Here is a 17979-nt window from a genome sequence, read left to right on the forward strand (position 1 = left end):
ATTCTATCGTTTCATTATAACACGATTTAGGCTTTTTCTCTATCCTGACTACTTTTTACTACAATTTTACTAATTTTTTTCTGATTTAATTTGACAAGACAAATCTTTTGTTGTAGAATCATGTTATAAAATCTAACACAAAGGAGATCTCTCATGGCTTTAGTAGAATTTAAAAACATCGAAAAATATTACGGAGACTACCACGCACTCCGCGACATTAATCTCCGTTTTGAAAAAGGACAAGTTGTTGTCCTGCTTGGACCTTCTGGTTCTGGGAAGTCCACTCTTATCCGTACTATTAATGGTTTGGAGGCTGTTGACAAAGGAAGTCTCCTAGTCAATGGACACCAAGTAGCAGGTGCCAGTCAGAAAGATTTAGTTCCTCTCCGTAAGGAAGTCGGCATGGTTTTCCAACATTTTAACCTTTATCCACATAAAACAGTGTTAGAAAATGTAACACTTGCGCCTGTAAAAGTTCTAGGAATTGATAAAAAAGAAGCTGAAAAAACAGCCCAAAAATATCTGGAATTTGTAAATATGTGGGACAAGAAAGATTCCTATCCAGCCACGCTATCTGGTGGACAAAAACAACGGATTGCCATCGCACGCGGACTCGCTATGCATCCGGAACTCCTCCTCTTTGATGAGCCAACATCTGCTCTTGATCCTGAGACTATCGGTGATGTACTAGCAGTTATGCAAAAACTAGCGCATGACGGGATGAACATGATCATCGTTACCCACGAAATGGGCTTTGCCCGTGAAGTTGCGGACCGCATTATCTTTATGGCTGACGGAGAAGTTTTAGTAGATACGACAGAGGTTGATGACTTTTTCGACAATCCAAGCGAACCTCGTGCCCAGCAATTCCTCAGCAAAATTATCAACCACGAAAGTGATAAAGTCAAATAAGGAGGCGCCTATGAAAAAGAAATTCTTTTTATCCGCATTATTAATTAGCCTTTTCAGCCTTGTTGCTGCCAAACCAGTCCAGGCCGACACCAGTGTCACAGACATTCAAAAAAGAGGTGAACTAGTTGTCGGTGTCAAACAAGACGTTCCCAATTTCGGCTACAAGGATCCCAAGAAAGGGACTTATTCTGGTATCGAAACGGACCTGGCCAAGATGATTGCAGACGAACTCAAGGTCAAGGTTCGCTATGTGCCTGTTACCGCACAAACCCGTGGCCCTCTTCTAGACAATGAACAGGTCGATATGGATATCGCGACCTTCACCATCACAGACGAGCGTAAAAAACTATACAACTTCACCAGTCCCTACTATACGGACGCTTCTGGCTTTTTGGTCAATAAATCTGCCAACATCAAAAGCATTGAGGACCTAAACGGTAAAACCATTGGGGTTGCTCAAGGATCCATTACCCAGCGCTTGATTACTGAACTGGGTAAAAAGAAAGGTCTAACCTTTAAATTCGTCGAACTTGGTTCCTACCCAGAATTGATTACTTCCCTTCACGCCCACCGTATTGATGCCTTTTCCGTGGACCGCTCTATTCTGTCCGGCTACATTAGTAAACGGACAGAACTACTAGATGATAGTTTCAAGCCATCTGACTATGGCATTGTTACCAAGAAATCAAACACCGAGCTCAGCGACTATCTTGATAGCTTGGTCACTAAATGGAGCAAGGACGGCAGTCTTCAGAAACTCTATGACCGTTACAAGCTCAAACCATCTAGCCATACCGCAGATTAAGGAGGACACCCCATGACAGATTTATCATCTTGGACAGCCTATTTTCAGGATTTTGGACAATTTTTCAATGGTTTCCTCTTCACCCTTGCCCTAGCGATTGGCTCCTTTATCCTAGCTATGGTCTTAGGAATCATCTTTGGAGTCCTATCAACTAGCAAACATCAAATTCTAAGGATTTTGGCTCGTATCTTTGTCGAATTTTACCAAAACACCCCCCTCTTGGTACAGTTTGTTATTGTTTTTTATGGTTTGCCTCTTATCAGTGAACACACCATCATGATTCCAATTTATTGGACAGCTATTCTCTGCGTAGGACTTTATCACGGTGCTTATATTGCTGAGGTGATTCGTTCAGGGATTCAGTCTATCCCTAATGGTCAGATGGAGGCTGCCTTGTCGCAAGGTTTCACCTATATCAGTGCCATGCGCTTGATTATCTTGCCTCAGGCCTTTCGTATCATTCTCCCTCCTTTGACCAACCAAATCGTTAACCTTATCAAGAATACTTCAACAGTTGCTATCATCTCTGGAGTGGACTTGATGTTTGTGACCAAGTCTTGGTCAGCTCTCAACGGAAACTACATCCCTGCCTTTCTAGGTGCTGCCCTACTCTACTTTGCCCTTTGCTTCCCTGTCGCCCAATTTGGTCGCAAGATGGAGCAAGCCAATAAAAAAGCCTATTCACTTTAGGAGGTTACTATGGAATCTATTTTAGAAGTTTTGACCCCAGATAACCTAGTCTTTATCTTTAAAGGATTTGGCTTAACTCTCTACATTTCTCTGATTGCTATCGTCCTCTCGACCCTTATCGGAACAGTACTAGCCGTCATGAGAAATGGGAAAAATCCTGTCTTACGGATCATCTCCAGCATTTATATCGAGTTTGTACGTAACGTTCCCAACCTCCTCTGGATTTTCACCATCTTTTTGGTGTTTAAGATGAAGTCCACACCAGCTGGTATTACAGCCTTTACCCTCTTTACCTCAGCAGCCCTAGCTGAGATTATCCGAGGTGGCCTCAATGCCGTAGACAAGGGACAATACGAAGCAGGAATGTCGCAAGGATTTACCTCTGCGCAAATCCTCTACTACATCATTCTCCCACAAGCAATCCGCAAAATGTTGCCAGCTATCATTTCTCAGTTTGTAACTGTGATCAAGGATACCAGCCTTCTCTACTCTGTTATCGCCCTACAAGAGCTCTTTGGCGCCAGCCAAATTCTCATGGGTCGTTATTTCGAACCAGAGCAAGTCTTCAGTCTTTATATCCTGATTGCCTTGATTTACTTTATCTTTAACTTTGCCATTTCTAGCCTGTCTCATAAGCTAGCAAAACGTTGGCAACAAGCCGCAGAATAAAAAAGAAATGTGAACTCGAAACAAGGGTTCACATTTTTTGCTATAAATGAAAAAGAGCAACTTAATGCTATGCAAACGTTTTACTTTTTGGTAAAATGACTTTAAAACCCTAAAGCAAGGAGAAAAATCATGATCCACGAACTTTGCAAAGAATTCTCTCAACTGGAACAAGTAGAAGCTATTGCTCTTGGTGGTTCTCGTGCAGGACAAGCCTACGATCAAAATTCTGACTATGACGTTTATGTCTATCTAAACTCTTCTATTGATGAGGCGATTCGACGAGATATCTTGAGTAAGTATTGTTCTTATATGGAAATTGGAAACCAGTTTTGGGAATTAGAAGATGACTGCGTACTAAACAACGGTATCGAAATCGAGTTGATTTATCGTTCGCTGGAGTCGTTTGAACAGGAATTGAACTCAACCGTTTTTCAGCACAAAGCTCAAAATGCCTATACAACTTGCATGTGGCATAATCTACTCCACAGCAAGATTTTATACGACCCGAATGGACACTATGCTTTGCTCCAAAGAACCTACCAGATTCCCTATCCACACGAACTCAAAAAACAGATCATCGAAAGGCAACTCCTTTTGCTAGAACAAGCCATGCCTGCCTTCTCTCACCAAATAGAAAAAGCTATCAAACGCCAAGATCTTCTCAGTATGAATCATCGTACGAGTGAGTTTTTTGCTTCCTACTTTGACTTGTTATTTGCGCTCAATGAGCAAACCCATCCTGGTGAAAAACGAATGTTGGAGTACGCAAAGACCAATTGTACACTCCTCCCTAAGCAATTTGAAGAAACTATTCGCAAGTATTTCCAACTACTCTACCAACCACAACAAGGAGAACAAGCGATCGTAACCTTACAAACTATCCTGAAGGAACTAAAAGCCATTTTGCCATAGACCAAAAAGAAAATGTGAACCTCTGTTGCTGTTCACATTTTTATTTGTCGTTGACTGTAAAATTCTAGTCTACTCATATTCAGTTGCCTATTTTTGACTCTCTCTGAAAATCTGCAACTAGGTTAGAAATTGTTCAATTGATTGACGAGCAATCATGAAACCGTTCCTAAAACCGCACTCACAATCACTTACCCTGCTCTTTCATTACTAGTGACAATTTTTCCCTTAGAGTTACTACAAGATTTTTTAGAGATTCTAACAAGAATTACAATATGAATTTTACATATTACCATAGAACACCTCTATAAGAGAAAATCAGAGCTAAAATCAACAAAACATAGAAAGCGATAAAAAGCCATCTCATCTTCACACATAGAGCAATATATTCTCTAATAAAGGCTGATGGGATATAGTAGGCGGCTGTACGGCAACCAAGACCATCTCCCTTCATCCCAATACGGCGAGCATAGGTACTGGTACGAAAAACATGGTAATCATTGGTCACAAAGAGAAAACGTGGACTGGCCACCAGCTTCTCTCCCATTTCTTTTGAGAAGAGAAGATTCTCATAGGTCGTCGTTGAGTCTTCCTCTAGGAGAATCGCTTCTCTCGGAACATCCGTCTCTTCCAGCAAATAATTACAAATTGCCTGAGCCTCGGAAATCTTCTCATCCCCACCTTGACCACCACTTGCGATGATTTTAACATTGGGATTGAGAGACTGGTGATAAGCTTCTACTGCCTTGTCAATGCGACTCTTCAGTAAGGGAGTGACTTTTTCTCCATTCAACAAGCCTGCTCCGTGAATGATGATAAAATCATAATATTTTTTCTTAGGAATGAAAAGATACAGAATGGAATAAAGCAGAAATCCTGCAAAGGCAAAACCAAAAATCAAATACGAATAAATCAAAAAGAAAAAGATAATATTCACTAGATGATTGGTGTAAAACAAGCCCTTGGTATCGCTCACTCGAATCGCCATGATCACAAAAAAGAATAGAATCACGCAGCCTAATCCTAGAGACAAATAATTTGCCTTGGATTTTCCTTCTTTTTTCAATAACACAAATCCATTATAAATAAGGAAAAAACCACTTAGAAAAACTAAAAGAGGCAGCAGGAGAAAAATCCCTGCAAAGAAAACCATGTGCACTTCTTTCTGCCCAGCTTCGTAAAAAAGATTGGCAATAGACATATAAGAAAAAAGCAGAGACAAAAGCAAGAGAGCTGGATTCCAGAGACTACGATTGTCCCTTAAAAACGAAACGAGAAAAAGTAGGACAAAAAATCCTGTGATAAAGTACATAGTCTCCTCCTTTAATGTCTACATTGTACCATAATTATGGCAATAGAAAAAGAGGAGCCTAGTCCTCTTATTTTGCTATTCTTGCTTCTGCATCTGCCACAACCTGAGCCAGACTCATCTGACGAAGTTGATTTTCCATAGCTACTTGGATATCCAGCAATTTCTGATCCAAGACCTTATGAATATTAGCCCCTACTGGACAGTTAGGATTGGGATTGTCATGGAAACTAAAGAGTTTGCCAGATTTTCCTAGACATTCGACAGCCTGATACACATCAAAAAGGCTAATATCTTGGAGGTCCTTTATAATCTCGGTACCGCCCGTCCCACGCGCAACTGAAATCAATCCTGCTTTTTTGAGTTGCGACAAAGTCTTACGGATAATGACTGGATTAACTCCGACACTAGCCGCAAGAAAATCACTGGTTACCTTGCTGTCTGTATCCTGCATTGCAATAATAATCATCATATGAGTCGCAATTGTAAATCGGCTTGAAATTTGCATCTTCTTCTCCTTTCATTGATATTTTATTCATCTTTTCCCGTATAAACATTATACCTTTTTTGCTTATCCTGTCAAATATTAACAAATGATTACCTTCTCCATGCAAAAAGTCCTGTATCCCTCTTGGTACCCAGAACAGCGGAGGACATACAAAGACTTATTTTTTTATGCAATTTTACGGACAATCCCTTTTGTTTTATGACTTGACCAAACCGAGCTGATAGACACCCCAGCACCAACTAAGGTAAACACAGCTAACATAGCTAGATTATAAAAATAGTTATCTGGGAAATCACCGCTAAAGATTAATTGATTCACCACTCGGAAAGCAAAGGGAAACTCAACCCCTAGTTTGGCAACGACTTCCATCGCCAAGTCAATTTGATTTACTAGAAAGACAGTAATCACCATCCAAATAGAGGAAATCACAATCCCCTTTCGAGATACCTTTCTTCCAAGGATTTCATATCCTTTAATGGTACAAATCCCCAGAACAATACCTGCTACCATAGCTACATAACCTAGACGCGCGATAAATAGAGCAACTGCTCCACCAACCAAGGCTCCTAGCAAGGCACCAACTGCTCCAAGAAGAACATTTTCCTTCTGGTTTTGATAAGAATCTACCTCAATCTGAAGATTACTCTTCAGCAATTGATAACTTTCCTCATTGATAAGGAAAATTGAATCGCCTAATTGATAGAGACCAACGGGGCCCTCCTGACCACTGTAGGCACACACTTGGACGAAATGATGGGTTTCAAGGAATGCAACAAGGTCTGTTATGAGCGTCTGTAGCTTTTCAATTGTTTTTGATTTGCGCATTGCACCTTTTACGACAAAAGAAACAAGGTACTGATTGATAGACAAGGTCGACAAGTTTGGAAGAGATTCACTCTTAAACTCATCCCAAACCAATTCATTTTCTTCTGTATCAGCAGGATTTCCATTCAAACTCACACTGACACAAAGTCGAAACTGATTTTTCACGTCAGTTTCTTGCAGGAAAAGTAAATAGCCTGACTGCGTGCCATAAATACTACGCGAATCTTCGTCAAATTGCATGCCCAACTCCGAGGCAATAGCGTGTAACTCTTCTGGTTTCATTATCTGTCTCCGCTTATTTTGAAAATCAATTAGTATGAGATTCAAATTAGTTATATTCCGTTATTCTAACATAAATTTGAGAAGCCGTCAATTCGTATCCAGTTCGACTTATCGCGAAACAGCAGTCACTAGACTATCTGATTTCTAGCTAGAAGTCCTCTTAAAACCAATCTTTCTTGTCTCTTTCCATCCAGAGTTCAACATCCTGATCATAACCTTCTTGTTCACTAATCTGACCTAACAATTCATGGTTATGAGTATGGTGAATCCCATTTACCAAACTTTCATAGTAGACCTGGAAATAGGGGAGCTTCAAATCCTTAGCCAACTGCAATTCAGCTTCTACATCATAATCCACTCGACGAAAATCAACATCAGACAAACCTGCTTCATCAAACTCTATAATCATATACTGAGCCCGTAGATCCTTACGCAACTTCGCATCTAGAAAGAAAGGTTGTCCAATGGAACCTGGATTAAGAATCAACTGTCCATCACTTCCGTAACGAAGCAACTGTTGATGAATATGGCCATATACTGCGATAGACGCGTGTGGATTCGTCACCAATCTATCAAAATCTTCTTGCTTTCCCGTATGAATCAACTCTCTACCCCAGTTTTTATCAGGGAGATGGTGAGTGATTCCTACCATCAAATCACCAAACTGACGATGAACTTGCATAGGTTGATTATTGAGGTTTTCGATTTCTTCAGGGCTGACATCCTCTAAGATGTACTGACTTTGACGCAGGAGATAACGATGGCTCGCTTTTGTAGGGTCTAACTTGCGATGCAGGCCTCGCCAGAGACTATTCTCCCAATTTCCCAGAACTCTTACTGTAATAGGCAAGCTAGCTAAGAGGTCTAAAATCCTTCTACGTCCTGTTCCTGGCATCAGAATATCCCCTAAAAGCCAGTATTGGTCTACCTCTGCCGCTTTAGCATCAGCCAGTACAGCTTCCAAAGCTGTCGTATTTCCATGTATGTCTGAAAGAACTGCTATTTTGGTCATTCTTTCTCCTTATTTTCCTTCTTTTGTTAGTATTATAACAGAAAACACTCGAAAAGATTACTATCACCGATCACTGGATTAAATTGTAAGAGCTTTTAAATCGTGCTATAATATAAGTAGAGATTTCCCCTTCATTTAGGATTATGTGGTCTACAATATCTCTCATTTTTTTCCAGATTGGAGGACTATTGCCATGCGGAATTATCTTAAGTATATCCCATACTACCTTATTACTTTCTTTTTTTACTGGCCACTCTATGAGCTATTCTCACTACTCATCTCTGACCCATATACACTGAAGGGACTGTACATTTACAACATCATCCTCTTTTCACCTCTGGTAACCTTTATCGTATCGCTACTTTATAGCTATCGATTTCATTTCTCACTTTGGTGGCTACTCGGTATTGGTCTGCTCTTTTGCTTTACCATCATCACCTTTGGCGAATTCATCCTGCTTTACTTCTTAGCCTATGAACTCTTTGCCCTACTTGGGTTGGCTGCTGGTGTGGGGATCAAGCATGTCTTCCAGCGAGAGAAAAATAAAAAAATTATACAAAAACCTTGAAAATTCTCGCAATCATGCTATAATAATGCATAGAGACAAGTCACTTAGTCCCTTTCTACTAGAGAGTGCGTGGTTGCTGGAAACGCATAGAAAGCCTAAACTGATACTACTCTACTGACTTTTATGCAAACATAAAACGGTGGCTACGTTAAAGCCAATCAGAGGTGTCCCTCTTTTTTGAGGAACATAAATGAAGGTGGAACCACGTTGCGACGTCCTTTTATGGATGTCGTTTTTTGTTTTGTCAGAAGGAGGAAGAACGATGCTTTATATGATTGGCGGATCGCCTTGTAGTGGAAAGTCAACAATTGCCTCACTTCTTGCTAGACAGTATCAACTACTTCATATCAAACTGGATGATTTGGTAGAAGAGATGATGAGTCAAGCAAGTGCAGACTCACAGCCAATTTGCCTTCTTAGGAAGGATAGAAATCCAGAACAAATCTGGATGAGAAAGCCAGAAGAGATGGCAGATGAAGAATGGTGCTTTTATGAAGAGATTTTTCCTTATGTAAAATCTTACTTGATAAAAAATCAAAACAGACCTCTCTTGGTGGAGGGAGCAGGACTTTTGCCTCACTTGGTAAAGGAGCTTGAATGTCAAGTATCATCCTATCTATGCTTGACTCCGACAGCTGATTTTCAAAAAAAGCATTATATACAGAGAGAATGGGTTCCTTATGTCTTAGAGGGTACAACCAACCCTGATCAAGCTTTTGAAAACTGGATGCAACGAGACATTCTTTTTGCTCAAATGGTTCGTAAGGAAGCGGTGAAATTAAGCTATCCTAGCCTCGTAACAGATGGTAGTCAATCAGAGAATCAGACTGCGGAAGAAGTTGCTCGGCTCTTAAAATTGTCCAACAAAAATAGAATAAATATTTAAGGAGAAAACCATGATTAAGATTACTTTCCCAGATGGCGCTGTTCGTGAATTCGAATCTGGCGTTACTACTTTTGAAATTGCCCAATCTATCAGCAATTCCTTAGCTAAAAAAGCCTTGGCTGGTAAATTCAACGGCAAACTCATTGACACGACTCGTGCTATCACTGAAGATGGAAGCATCGAAATCGTGACACCTGATCACGAAGATGCCCTTCCGATCTTGCGTCACTCAGCTGCCCACTTGTTTGCCCAAGCAGCTCGTCGCCTCTTCCCAGATATTCACTTGGGAGTTGGTCCAGCTATCGAAGATGGCTTCTACTACGATACAGACAATACTGCCGGTCAAATCTCCAACGAAGACCTTCCTCGTATCGAAGAAGAAATGAAAAAAATCGTCAAAGAAAACTTCCCATCTATTCGTGAGGAAGTCACTAAAGACGAAGCACGTGAAATCTTCAAAAACGACCCTTACAAGTTGGAATTGATTGAAGAACACTCAGAAGACGAGGGTGGTTTAACTATCTACCGTCAGGGGGAATACGTGGACCTTTGCCGTGGCCCTCACGTTCCGTCAACAGGTCGCATCCAAATCTTCCACCTTCTTCATGTAGCTGGTGCTTACTGGCGCGGAAATAGCGACAACGCGATGATGCAACGGATCTACGGTACAGCTTGGTTTGACAAGAAAGACTTGAAAAACTACCTTCAAATGCGTGAAGAGGCGAAAGAACGTGACCACCGTAAACTTGGTAAAGAGCTTGACCTCTTCATGATTTCTCAAGAGGTTGGTCAAGGTTTGCCATTCTGGTTGCCAAATGGTGCAACGATCCGTCGTGAATTGGAACGCTACATTGTCGACAAGGAATTATCTTCTGGCTACCAACACGTTTACACTCCACCGCTTGCTTCTGTAGAGCTTTACAAGACTTCTGGTCACTGGGATCATTACCAAGAAGACATGTTCCCAACTATGGACATGGGTGACGGTGAAGAGTTTGTCCTTCGTCCAATGAACTGTCCACACCACATCCAAGTCTTCAAACACCATGTTCACTCATACCGTGAGTTGCCAATCCGTATCGCTGAAATCGGGATGATGCACCGTTACGAAAAATCTGGTGCCCTTACTGGTCTTCAACGTGTGCGTGAAATGTCACTTAACGATGGTCACCTCTTTGTTACTCCAGAACAAATCCAAGAAGAATTCCAACGCGCCCTTCAGTTGATTATCGATGTTTACGAAGACTTCAACTTGACTGAATACCGCTTCCGTCTCTCTCTTCGTGACCCTCAAGATACTCACAAGTACTTTGACAACGATGAGATGTGGGAAAATGCCCAAACCATGCTTCGTGCAGCACTTGATGAAATGGGGGTTGACTACTTTGAAGCAGAAGGTGAAGCAGCCTTCTACGGACCAAAATTGGATATCCAAGTTAAGACAGCTCTCGGAAAAGAAGAAACCCTTTCGACTATCCAGCTTGACTTCTTGCTTCCAGAACGCTTCGACCTCAAATATATCGGAGCTGACGGGGAAGAACACCGTCCAGTTATGATCCACCGTGGGGTTATCTCAACTATGGAACGCTTCACAGCTATCTTGATTGAGAACTACAAGGGTGCCTTCCCAACATGGCTGGCACCACACCAAGTAACCCTCATCCCAGTATCTAACGAGAAACACGTTGACTACGCTTGGGAAGTGGCTAAGAAACTCCGTGACCGTGGTGTCCGTGCAGACGTAGATGAGCGCAATGAAAAAATGCAGTTCAAGATTCGTGCTTCTCAAACCAGTAAGATTCCTTACCAATTGATTGTTGGGGATAAGGAAATGGAAGACGGAACAGTCAATGTTCGTCGCTATGGCCAAAAAGAAACACAAACTGTCCCAGTAGATGAGTTTGTAGCAGCAATCCTTGCTGATATAGCCAACAAATCTCGTGTTGAGAAATAAAACGATCACTGTCTGAGAAACGTTTTTCAGAGCCAGAAAAGCAACAACTATCTCAGTTGTTGCTTTTTTATATTTTATTTAACCTGAGCTAGTAGTGATTGGTTAAACCACCACAAATGGTATCCTCATAAACAATCCTTTCTATCCACTAACTGTTGGATATGGGATATCCTCCCAAGATTTGCTTCCATGAGTTAGATAAGTTAACTATCCTCAGTCCTTGTCTGCCTCATTTTCTTTTACGAGATCTTTTTGTGAATCTTTTTCAGAGAGTTTTTGATCGATATACTTGTTAATATTTTCGTAAAATTCCTTGGTCATCTCACTATCTAATTTTGTCGAATTATGAACTTGATTGACTTTTAATTGAACAGATTGAATACCGTAAGAGGCTTGTTTTTGATGGAGCGTTTCTAATTCTTCGTCTGAAATCGGATCTCCAACAACCGTCAAGACCAATTCATTGTTCCTTGACTTGTAGACTTGATTAATGACCGTATGATTGGCGAACTCTTTTCCTACAAACTGTTTGATTCCTTCTTTTCGCGCTTGATCTATCGTCAGAGTGACTGCTGAATAACTGGCTGGAAGAACCAATAATACAATCAAGGATGTCAAGCCAATTTTCATTTTAATGTTTAGCTCTTTAAATGAACTTAAGGGAGATTTTCTCATCAAAATTCTTGTTCCAACAATGTTGGCTAGCATGATAAAGACACAGTTGATCAAGAAAAGATAGAGAGCCCCAAATAAAAATCGTACATTCCCATTAGCTAAACCATAGCCTGCAGTACAGATAGGTGGCATCAGAGCTGTTGCAATGGCTACTCCTGGCACGATATTGTTTGCTTCTTTTTTCCTTGAACCAATTACGCCTGCTATCCCACCAGCAATAGCAATGAGAACATCCCAAATGGTTGGAGAGGTTCGTGCAATCAATTCGCTACTTTCATAAGATAAGGGAGAAATCCAGAAATATAGAGTCGAGACAAGCAAGCTGACCAATACTTGAGTAAATAAAACCTCTAGAGATTGCTTGATTAAACGCGTATCAAAAATAGCTAAACCAAATCCGAGTCCAACAATCGGTGTCATAAGAGGCGAAATCAGCATGGCTCCAATAATGACAGCAGTTGAATTCATATTTAGTCCGATAGAGGCAATAAAAATCGCACACATCAAAATCACTGTATCTCTCAATCGAACATGAAGATCATCATATAATTTCTCACGGTATTCAAGTGTTGAATAGTTTCCGGTCATTGGTTACTCCTTTTATTTCATATAATCTTGTTTCTGCTTGGATGATGGTAGAGAGACTTCTGTCCAATCTTACATATTTTTCTTCTCACCTGTTATTCTTTTGAAAATTATCCTTTAAATATCCGTCAGTCCATCCTTAACATTATATCAAAAATTTTACAGTCTTTATCTGAAGAAATCTATCAATTGAACAGATAGAGAAAGTTATCGTCAACCTCATGGTATCATCGACTACTTCAATGACCTTGAGAACTAAACTAAGCATATGATAAGCAAAGGCCAATGGAGAAATGCAAAAATTACAGGAAGGAAGAAAACTGTCAAGATTTGCTTGTTAATGATTTGCTTAATCTGCTTTTGATCTAGACCTACCTTTTCGTTCGTGGTCTTCATATCCCTCAGAGATTTGTTTATAGTAGATAAAATAATTTACTAGGATACACAGTTAAAGATAGAAAAGCCCAGTTGTCTTATCCTGGGCTCTTATCTACTCTTCTCACTCAAGGACTAAGTTCACTTGAGCAAACTGAATCCGCACTATCGTTCCTTTTCCGACCTCAGACTCGATACGAATCTGGTGACCCAGTTCTTCAGAAATTTTCTTAGATAGGTAAAGTCCAAGTCCAGATGACTGCTGGGTTAGGCGACCATTATATCCTGAAAAGCCACGTTCAAAGACTCGGAGCACATCACTGTTTTTAATCCCGATTCCCGTATCTTTGATACAGAGCTCCTGGCCTTCCATATAAATCTCTAGTCCACCTTTCTTGGTGTATTTGAGGCTGTTTGAGAGGATTTGTTCAATGACAACCAACAGCCACTTCTTATCGGTCACGATGATTTTGTCAAGGTCATGTAGATTGACGGTCAGTCCCTTTTGGATAAAGAAAAGAGCATACTTACGAACCACTTCCTTAACTAAGTCATCCACTTGAACCTTTTCAAATACCAAGTCATCGTGGAAGCTTTCCAAACGAAGATACTGCAACACCAGATTGGTATAGGAGTCAATCTTAAAGATTTCCTGTTCCAGTTGCTGCTTGACCTCACGATTAGATACTTCTGCTACCAAGAGACGGCTCGCTGCAATAGGAGTCTTTATCTGATGAACCCACAAGGTGTAGTAGTCAAGCAAATCCGTCAGTTTACTTTGGGCTTCTGACTTCTTTTGATACAATTCAGACTCACGCTCTTCGAGTTTTTCCGCTAGCACACATTCCAAAGGAGACTTTGGGTCTCTTTCAGCATACAGTACTTCCTGCCGGTAAATCTGAGCTTCTGCAAAAATATCCCAAACCAAAAATAAAAGGGTTAAAAAGCTACTGAGGAGGAAAAAATAGAAGAAATAAAATCCTATACTAGCGAATAAAAACTGAAAGAGAAAAACAAGAAAACCCAATGAAAAAATATAGACAAAAAGACGACTGCGAGAACGCAGATAGGCCAGAAAAAATAATTTCCAATCAAGCATGTTTCAGTCCGTACCCTATTCCCTTCTTGGTTTCGATAAATCCTGCCAAGCCTTGCTCCTCCAACTTTTTGCGCAAGCGAGCAACGTTGACAGACAAGGTATTGTCATCGATGAAAAAGTCGCTATTCCAGAGTTCCCGCATCAGGTCATCACGCGCCACGATATTACCCGCATGTTCAAACAAAACCCGCAAAATTTGAAATTCATTCTTGGTTAAGCTCAGGACTTCACCCTGATAGTGCAGGTCCATAGACTTGGTATTGAGGATCACACCCGCATACTCCAGCAGACTTTCATCTCGCCCAAACTCATAGGAACGGCGCAACAAGCCCTGAACCTTGGCAAGGAGCACCTGCTGGTCAAAAGGCTTGGTCACAAAGTCATCTGCTCCCATATTGATCGCCATGACAATATCCATCGCCTGGTCTCTCGAAGACAGAAACATAATGGGCACCTTGGAAATCTTGCGAATCTCCTGACACCAGTGGTAACCATTAAAAAGAGGCAGGCCAATATCCATGAGGACCAAATGAGGTTCTGACTGAACAAAAAGGCTCAATACTTCCATAAAATCTTCTACCAAAATGACCTCAAAGCCCCACTCAGAGAGCAGTTTTCCCACTTGTTGTCGAATGACTTGATCATCTTCTACTAGTAAAATCTTGTGCATGCGCTCCTCCTTTGCTATTTCTCAAAGTATCAAAACCCTTCATATCAGATTTACGGATCAGTATCTCATACTGTTTAGCAGCCTATTTCCCAAATCCAGATCAGTAAACAGATGCTATATAGAGAACATTCCTACTGATATCATACCTTATTTTTAAGTATAGTTCCAGCCTTATCCTATATTTTCCTTTTTGTGCTCATTTAGTTAGCGTTTCTTTAACTTATTTAATAGATCTAACCTTCTTATTGACAAGCTAGCCATGATTTGTTAGAATATGAATGAATGAACGAATAAATTAATTCATTCATGAAACAAAGGAGGTTAAATCATATTGGACAAAAAACAATCTTTAAAGAGAGCAGCCTATGAAGTTTTTTCAAAAAAAGGTTACAAGGCAACAGGAATTTCAGAAATTGCTAGGCAAGCTGGTGTTGCAGTTGGTTCTTTTTATAACTATTACGAGAGTAAAGAAGCCATTTTTCTAGACATCTATATAGATGAAAACAACCGTGTTCGCCAAGCTATGATCGAAGAACTGGATTGGGAAATTGACATGATCGACCTTATTGGTCAACTATTTGCTCAGTCCAGAACTCTCGTTTCTTCCAATAAAATCCTTGCAGAATGGTACAATCCTGCCATCGCAGATGAGTTGCACAGCTACTATTCGTCAGAAGAAGGCAAAGTCGCAAATCCATTTCATCAGTTTCTAGTTAAAACTTTTACAAATCGTATGCAGGCTGAAGGGTATTCTCCAGAAAAGATTCAAGAGATTTTACAGGTTTATAATCTGTTTTACTATATGGATATGCATATCACGGAAAAAGATTTTCCAGATATTGGCAAAACTGTTGAAATACTTGCAACCAACTTCATTAAAGGAGTTCTAAAATAAAGAATGGATTTCTTTATTTTTTAAAAAAATATGAATGAATTATTTTTTAGTTCATTCATAAAATTAAGAACAGGAGTCATAAAAAATGAAAAGAGGTAAAAAAATGTTTATTATCATTCTATCAACACTTGGAGCGCTATGTATTATAACTTGGGGTGCCATCGCTTATCTTGGACGAAGCCAGACATTATCGATAAAATCCATCGAAAACCCCAGCGGAGATCTATATGTAATTCATATCACAAAACCGAGTCATCAAATCTGGAAAGCTGGGGCTTATGCTAAGTTTACACTCCCTGATACCTCGTCTACTGCTAGTAAATATGAAGCTAACGGAGAGCAAACCAGTCGATGGCTAACCATTGCCTCCACACCTGATGAAGATGAAATTCTCATTTTGACTCATAATAGTGGTAGCCACTTTAAGGAAACCTTGACACATTTACCGGCTGGCAGTGAGATTGAGATGAGTTGGCTGGATTCCTCTTTGACTGTTAAAGATACGAATAAACCACTAGTTTGCTTTGCATCTGATGTCGGCATTTCTGCTCTACGCCCCCTTATCAAAGAATGGGCTGGTAAATGTCCGATTATTCTCAACCATTTTGACAAAGGAGTTACTATTTTCGATAATGAGATGAAAGAACTGGCTCAAAAAACACCGAATTTTACTTATAAAACTAGCGAGGAACTTTCTCAAAGTCAAGAGTTTTTAAAACGTGCTATTGATGAATACGGCAATCAAGCCAGCTATCTCATCACAGGTCAGCCTGATGATGTTAAAGAGATGAAGAATTTTTTAAAGGAAAATGGGATTGATAGCAAAAACATACAAGTAAGCTCGTTTAGAGGTTTGAAATAGGAGCAATCTATCTTCTATGTATTTCAATCAAACCCTACTAGCTAATTCTAGGTAAATGTGATAGGATAAACATAGAGAAAGGAGCTTTTATGGCCAATATTTTTGACTACTTAAATGATGTAGCATACGATTCCTTTTATGACCTCCCCGTGAACGAGTTAGATGTTCTTGCCCTGACTGAATTAACCTATCTTCCTTTTGATGATGTAGTTACCCAAGAACCAAAGCGCCTCATAGATCTTGCACCTCAAATCCCTAGAGACACGACGATGTTGACCAATAAAAATCGTCTCCAGTTATTGAATCAGCTCGCTCAACACAAACGCTTTAAAAATTGCAAGCTCTCAGATTTTATCAACGATATCGATCCTGAATTGCAAAAACAGTTTGCAGCCATGACTTATCGTATCAGTCTCGATACCTATTTGCTTGTTTTTCGTGGGACGGATGATAGTATCATCGGTTGGAAAGAAGATTTCCATATGACCTATATGAAGGAAATCCCTGCTCAAAAACATGCCCTCCAATATTTGGAGAACTTTTTTGCTCAACATCCTAAGCAAAAGGTTATCCTAGCAGGGCACTCAAAAGGGGGCAATTTAGCTGTCTATGCTGCCAGTCAACTTGATCCAAACTTGCAGAAAAACATTATCTCTGTCTATACTTTTGATGCCCCTGGGCTTCACAAGGAACTAACCGAAACACCAGGCTATCAAAACATGATGGAAAGAACGAAAGTGTTTATCCCGCAAGGGTCTATCATCGGAATGATGTTGGAAATTCCGGACAAAAAAATCGTCGTTCGAAGCACCGCCTTAGGTGGCCTTGCTCAGCACGACACCTTTAGTTGGCAGGTTGAAGACAAGCACTTTGTCCAACTAGACGAGACCAATAGTGACAGCCAACAAGTCGACACTACTTTCAAGGAATGGGTTGAAACAGTTCCTGACGAAGAACTGCAGCTCTACTTTGACCTCTTTTTTGGAATTATTCTTGATGCAGGCATCTCCTCTATCAACGATCTTTCTTCCTTCAAGGTCATTGAACACATTCACCATCTCTTTGTCCAAGCTCAATCCCTCACTCCCGAAGAAAGAGAAACCATGGGACGACTAACCCAACTCTTGATCGACACCCGCTACCAAGCTTGGAAAAATCGAGAATAGACAAAAAACCAACTAATCTAACGATTAGTTGGTTTTTTGTTTCAGAAACTAATGGATACTACTTAGAATCTCGAGTATAGAATTAGTCTTCTTTTTTCTTGCGAGACACAAGTCCAAATCCGCTCATCAAACCAAGTACTCCTAGAGCTGCCAAAGCTGCATGATCTTCCGTACCAGTATTAGGTAATTCTTTGGTTGCTTTAGTAGTTGGAGATTGCTCAGTCGGTTTTTGTTGAGGGGCAGTAACAACTTTTTCGTAGACATGTTCTGTGTCGCCGTTTGGAAGTTTCTTAGTCTCTACGAAGCGGTAACCTGGAATATCT

General features: G+C 40.4%; 19 protein-coding genes and 1 pseudogene. 11 read left to right on the forward strand and 9 right to left on the reverse strand.

What is annotated here, in order from left to right:
* Positions 1–153: 153 nt before the first annotated feature.
* The 5 genes from M1F65_RS04975 (at position 154) to M1F65_RS04995 (ending at position 3988) form a co-directional block, all read left to right on the forward strand.
* The gene (locus M1F65_RS04975) at positions 154–912 is read left to right on the forward strand and encodes an amino acid ABC transporter ATP-binding protein (RefSeq protein WP_070696887.1); all 759 of its coding nucleotides are present in this window, start codon (positions 154–156) and stop codon (positions 910–912) included.
* A gap of 10 nt (positions 913–922) precedes the next feature.
* On the forward strand, positions 923–1717 hold the full coding sequence (locus tag M1F65_RS04980; RefSeq protein WP_070696884.1) for a transporter substrate-binding domain-containing protein: 795 nt from the start codon (positions 923–925) through the stop codon (positions 1715–1717).
* 12 nt (positions 1718–1729) lie between these two features.
* Complete coding sequence (locus M1F65_RS04985) at positions 1730–2407, forward strand: amino acid ABC transporter permease (protein ID WP_070696882.1); 678 nt, start codon at positions 1730–1732, stop codon at positions 2405–2407.
* A gap of 9 nt (positions 2408–2416) precedes the next feature.
* Positions 2417–3076: an amino acid ABC transporter permease gene (locus M1F65_RS04990; protein ID WP_000443890.1), complete on the forward strand. Its 660-nt coding sequence runs from the start codon at positions 2417–2419 to the stop codon at positions 3074–3076.
* A 129-nt stretch (positions 3077–3205) separates the two neighbouring features.
* The gene (locus M1F65_RS04995; RefSeq protein WP_049477612.1) at positions 3206–3988 is read left to right on the forward strand and encodes a DUF4037 domain-containing protein; all 783 of its coding nucleotides are present in this window, start codon (positions 3206–3208) and stop codon (positions 3986–3988) included.
* A gap of 286 nt (positions 3989–4274) precedes the next feature.
* On the opposite strand, the gene M1F65_RS05000 is transcribed toward M1F65_RS04995, so the two are convergent.
* The 4 genes from M1F65_RS05000 to M1F65_RS05015 form a co-directional block, all read right to left on the reverse strand.
* Positions 4275–5297: a YdcF family protein gene (locus tag M1F65_RS05000; RefSeq protein ID WP_049477611.1), complete on the reverse strand. Its 1023-nt coding sequence runs from the start codon at positions 5295–5297 to the stop codon at positions 4275–4277.
* A gap of 67 nt (positions 5298–5364) precedes the next feature.
* Positions 5365–5802 carry an Rrf2 family transcriptional regulator gene (locus tag M1F65_RS05005; RefSeq protein WP_001167389.1) on the reverse strand — a complete coding sequence of 146 codons (438 nt, stop codon included), beginning with the start codon at positions 5800–5802 and terminating at the stop codon, positions 5365–5367.
* Positions 5803–5967: 165 nt separating this feature from the next.
* Positions 5968–6909 (reverse strand): hypothetical protein, encoded by a 942-nt coding sequence (locus tag M1F65_RS05010; RefSeq protein WP_000801528.1) that lies wholly within the window; start codon positions 6907–6909, stop codon positions 5968–5970.
* Between the two features lie 160 nt (positions 6910–7069).
* Positions 7070–7921, reverse strand: coding sequence for a metallophosphoesterase family protein (locus M1F65_RS05015; protein WP_049477609.1), 852 nt, complete (start codon positions 7919–7921; stop codon positions 7070–7072).
* 193 nt (positions 7922–8114) lie between these two features.
* Here M1F65_RS05015 and M1F65_RS05020 point away from each other — a divergent pair, with 193 nt between their 5' ends.
* The 3 genes from M1F65_RS05020 to thrS all read left to right on the forward strand — a co-directional run bounded on the left by M1F65_RS05020 (position 8115) and on the right by thrS (position 11329).
* On the forward strand, positions 8115–8489 hold the full coding sequence (locus M1F65_RS05020) for a hypothetical protein (protein ID WP_049477608.1): 375 nt from the start codon (positions 8115–8117) through the stop codon (positions 8487–8489).
* Positions 8490–8751: 262 nt separating this feature from the next.
* Positions 8752–9375, forward strand: a complete 624-nt coding sequence (locus M1F65_RS05025) for an adenylate kinase family protein (RefSeq protein ID WP_049501480.1) — start codon at positions 8752–8754, stop codon at positions 9373–9375.
* 10 nt (positions 9376–9385) lie between these two features.
* Positions 9386–11329 (forward strand): threonine--tRNA ligase, encoded by a 1944-nt coding sequence (gene thrS / locus M1F65_RS05030; RefSeq protein ID WP_084880516.1) that lies wholly within the window; start codon positions 9386–9388, stop codon positions 11327–11329.
* A gap of 213 nt (positions 11330–11542) precedes the next feature.
* On the opposite strand, the gene M1F65_RS05035 is transcribed toward thrS, so the two are convergent.
* The 4 genes and pseudogenes from M1F65_RS05035 to M1F65_RS05050 form a co-directional block, all read right to left on the reverse strand.
* The gene (locus M1F65_RS05035; RefSeq protein WP_247925581.1) at positions 11543–12592 is read right to left on the reverse strand and encodes a DUF389 domain-containing protein; all 1050 of its coding nucleotides are present in this window, start codon (positions 12590–12592) and stop codon (positions 11543–11545) included.
* 142 nt (positions 12593–12734) lie between these two features.
* Positions 12735–13013 (reverse strand): annotated as a pseudogene (locus M1F65_RS05040) (ABC transporter permease); the annotation flags it as partial.
* Between the two features lie 75 nt (positions 13014–13088).
* Positions 13089–14063, reverse strand: coding sequence for a sensor histidine kinase (locus M1F65_RS05045; protein WP_247925582.1), 975 nt, complete (start codon positions 14061–14063; stop codon positions 13089–13091).
* Complete coding sequence (locus M1F65_RS05050) at positions 14056–14733, reverse strand: response regulator transcription factor (RefSeq protein WP_070696863.1); 678 nt, start codon at positions 14731–14733, stop codon at positions 14056–14058. The genes M1F65_RS05045 and M1F65_RS05050 overlap by 8 nt, the downstream gene beginning before the upstream one ends.
* A gap of 325 nt (positions 14734–15058) precedes the next feature.
* Between M1F65_RS05050 and M1F65_RS05055 the strand changes: the two genes are divergently transcribed.
* The 3 genes from M1F65_RS05055 to M1F65_RS05065 all read left to right on the forward strand — a co-directional run bounded on the left by M1F65_RS05055 (position 15059) and on the right by M1F65_RS05065 (position 17656).
* A complete protein-coding gene (locus M1F65_RS05055; RefSeq protein WP_247925697.1) occupies positions 15059–15628 on the forward strand; it encodes a TetR/AcrR family transcriptional regulator in 570 nt (189 codons plus the stop codon).
* Between the two features lie 85 nt (positions 15629–15713).
* Positions 15714–16490 carry a ferredoxin reductase domain-containing protein gene (locus M1F65_RS05060; RefSeq protein ID WP_247925583.1) on the forward strand — a complete coding sequence of 259 codons (777 nt, stop codon included), beginning with the start codon at positions 15714–15716 and terminating at the stop codon, positions 16488–16490.
* Positions 16491–16579: 89 nt separating this feature from the next.
* Positions 16580–17656, forward strand: coding sequence for a DUF2974 domain-containing protein (locus tag M1F65_RS05065; RefSeq protein WP_247925584.1), 1077 nt, complete (start codon positions 16580–16582; stop codon positions 17654–17656).
* An 82-nt stretch (positions 17657–17738) separates the two neighbouring features.
* Here M1F65_RS05065 and M1F65_RS05070 read toward each other — a convergent pair.
* The coding region (locus tag M1F65_RS05070; protein WP_247925585.1) for an LPXTG cell wall anchor domain-containing protein at positions 17739–17979 on the reverse strand (241 nt) is incomplete at its 5' end.

This window comes from Streptococcus oralis, from assembly GCF_023109195.1.
Lineage (GTDB): Bacteria > Bacillota > Bacilli > Lactobacillales > Streptococcaceae > Streptococcus > Streptococcus oralis_BV.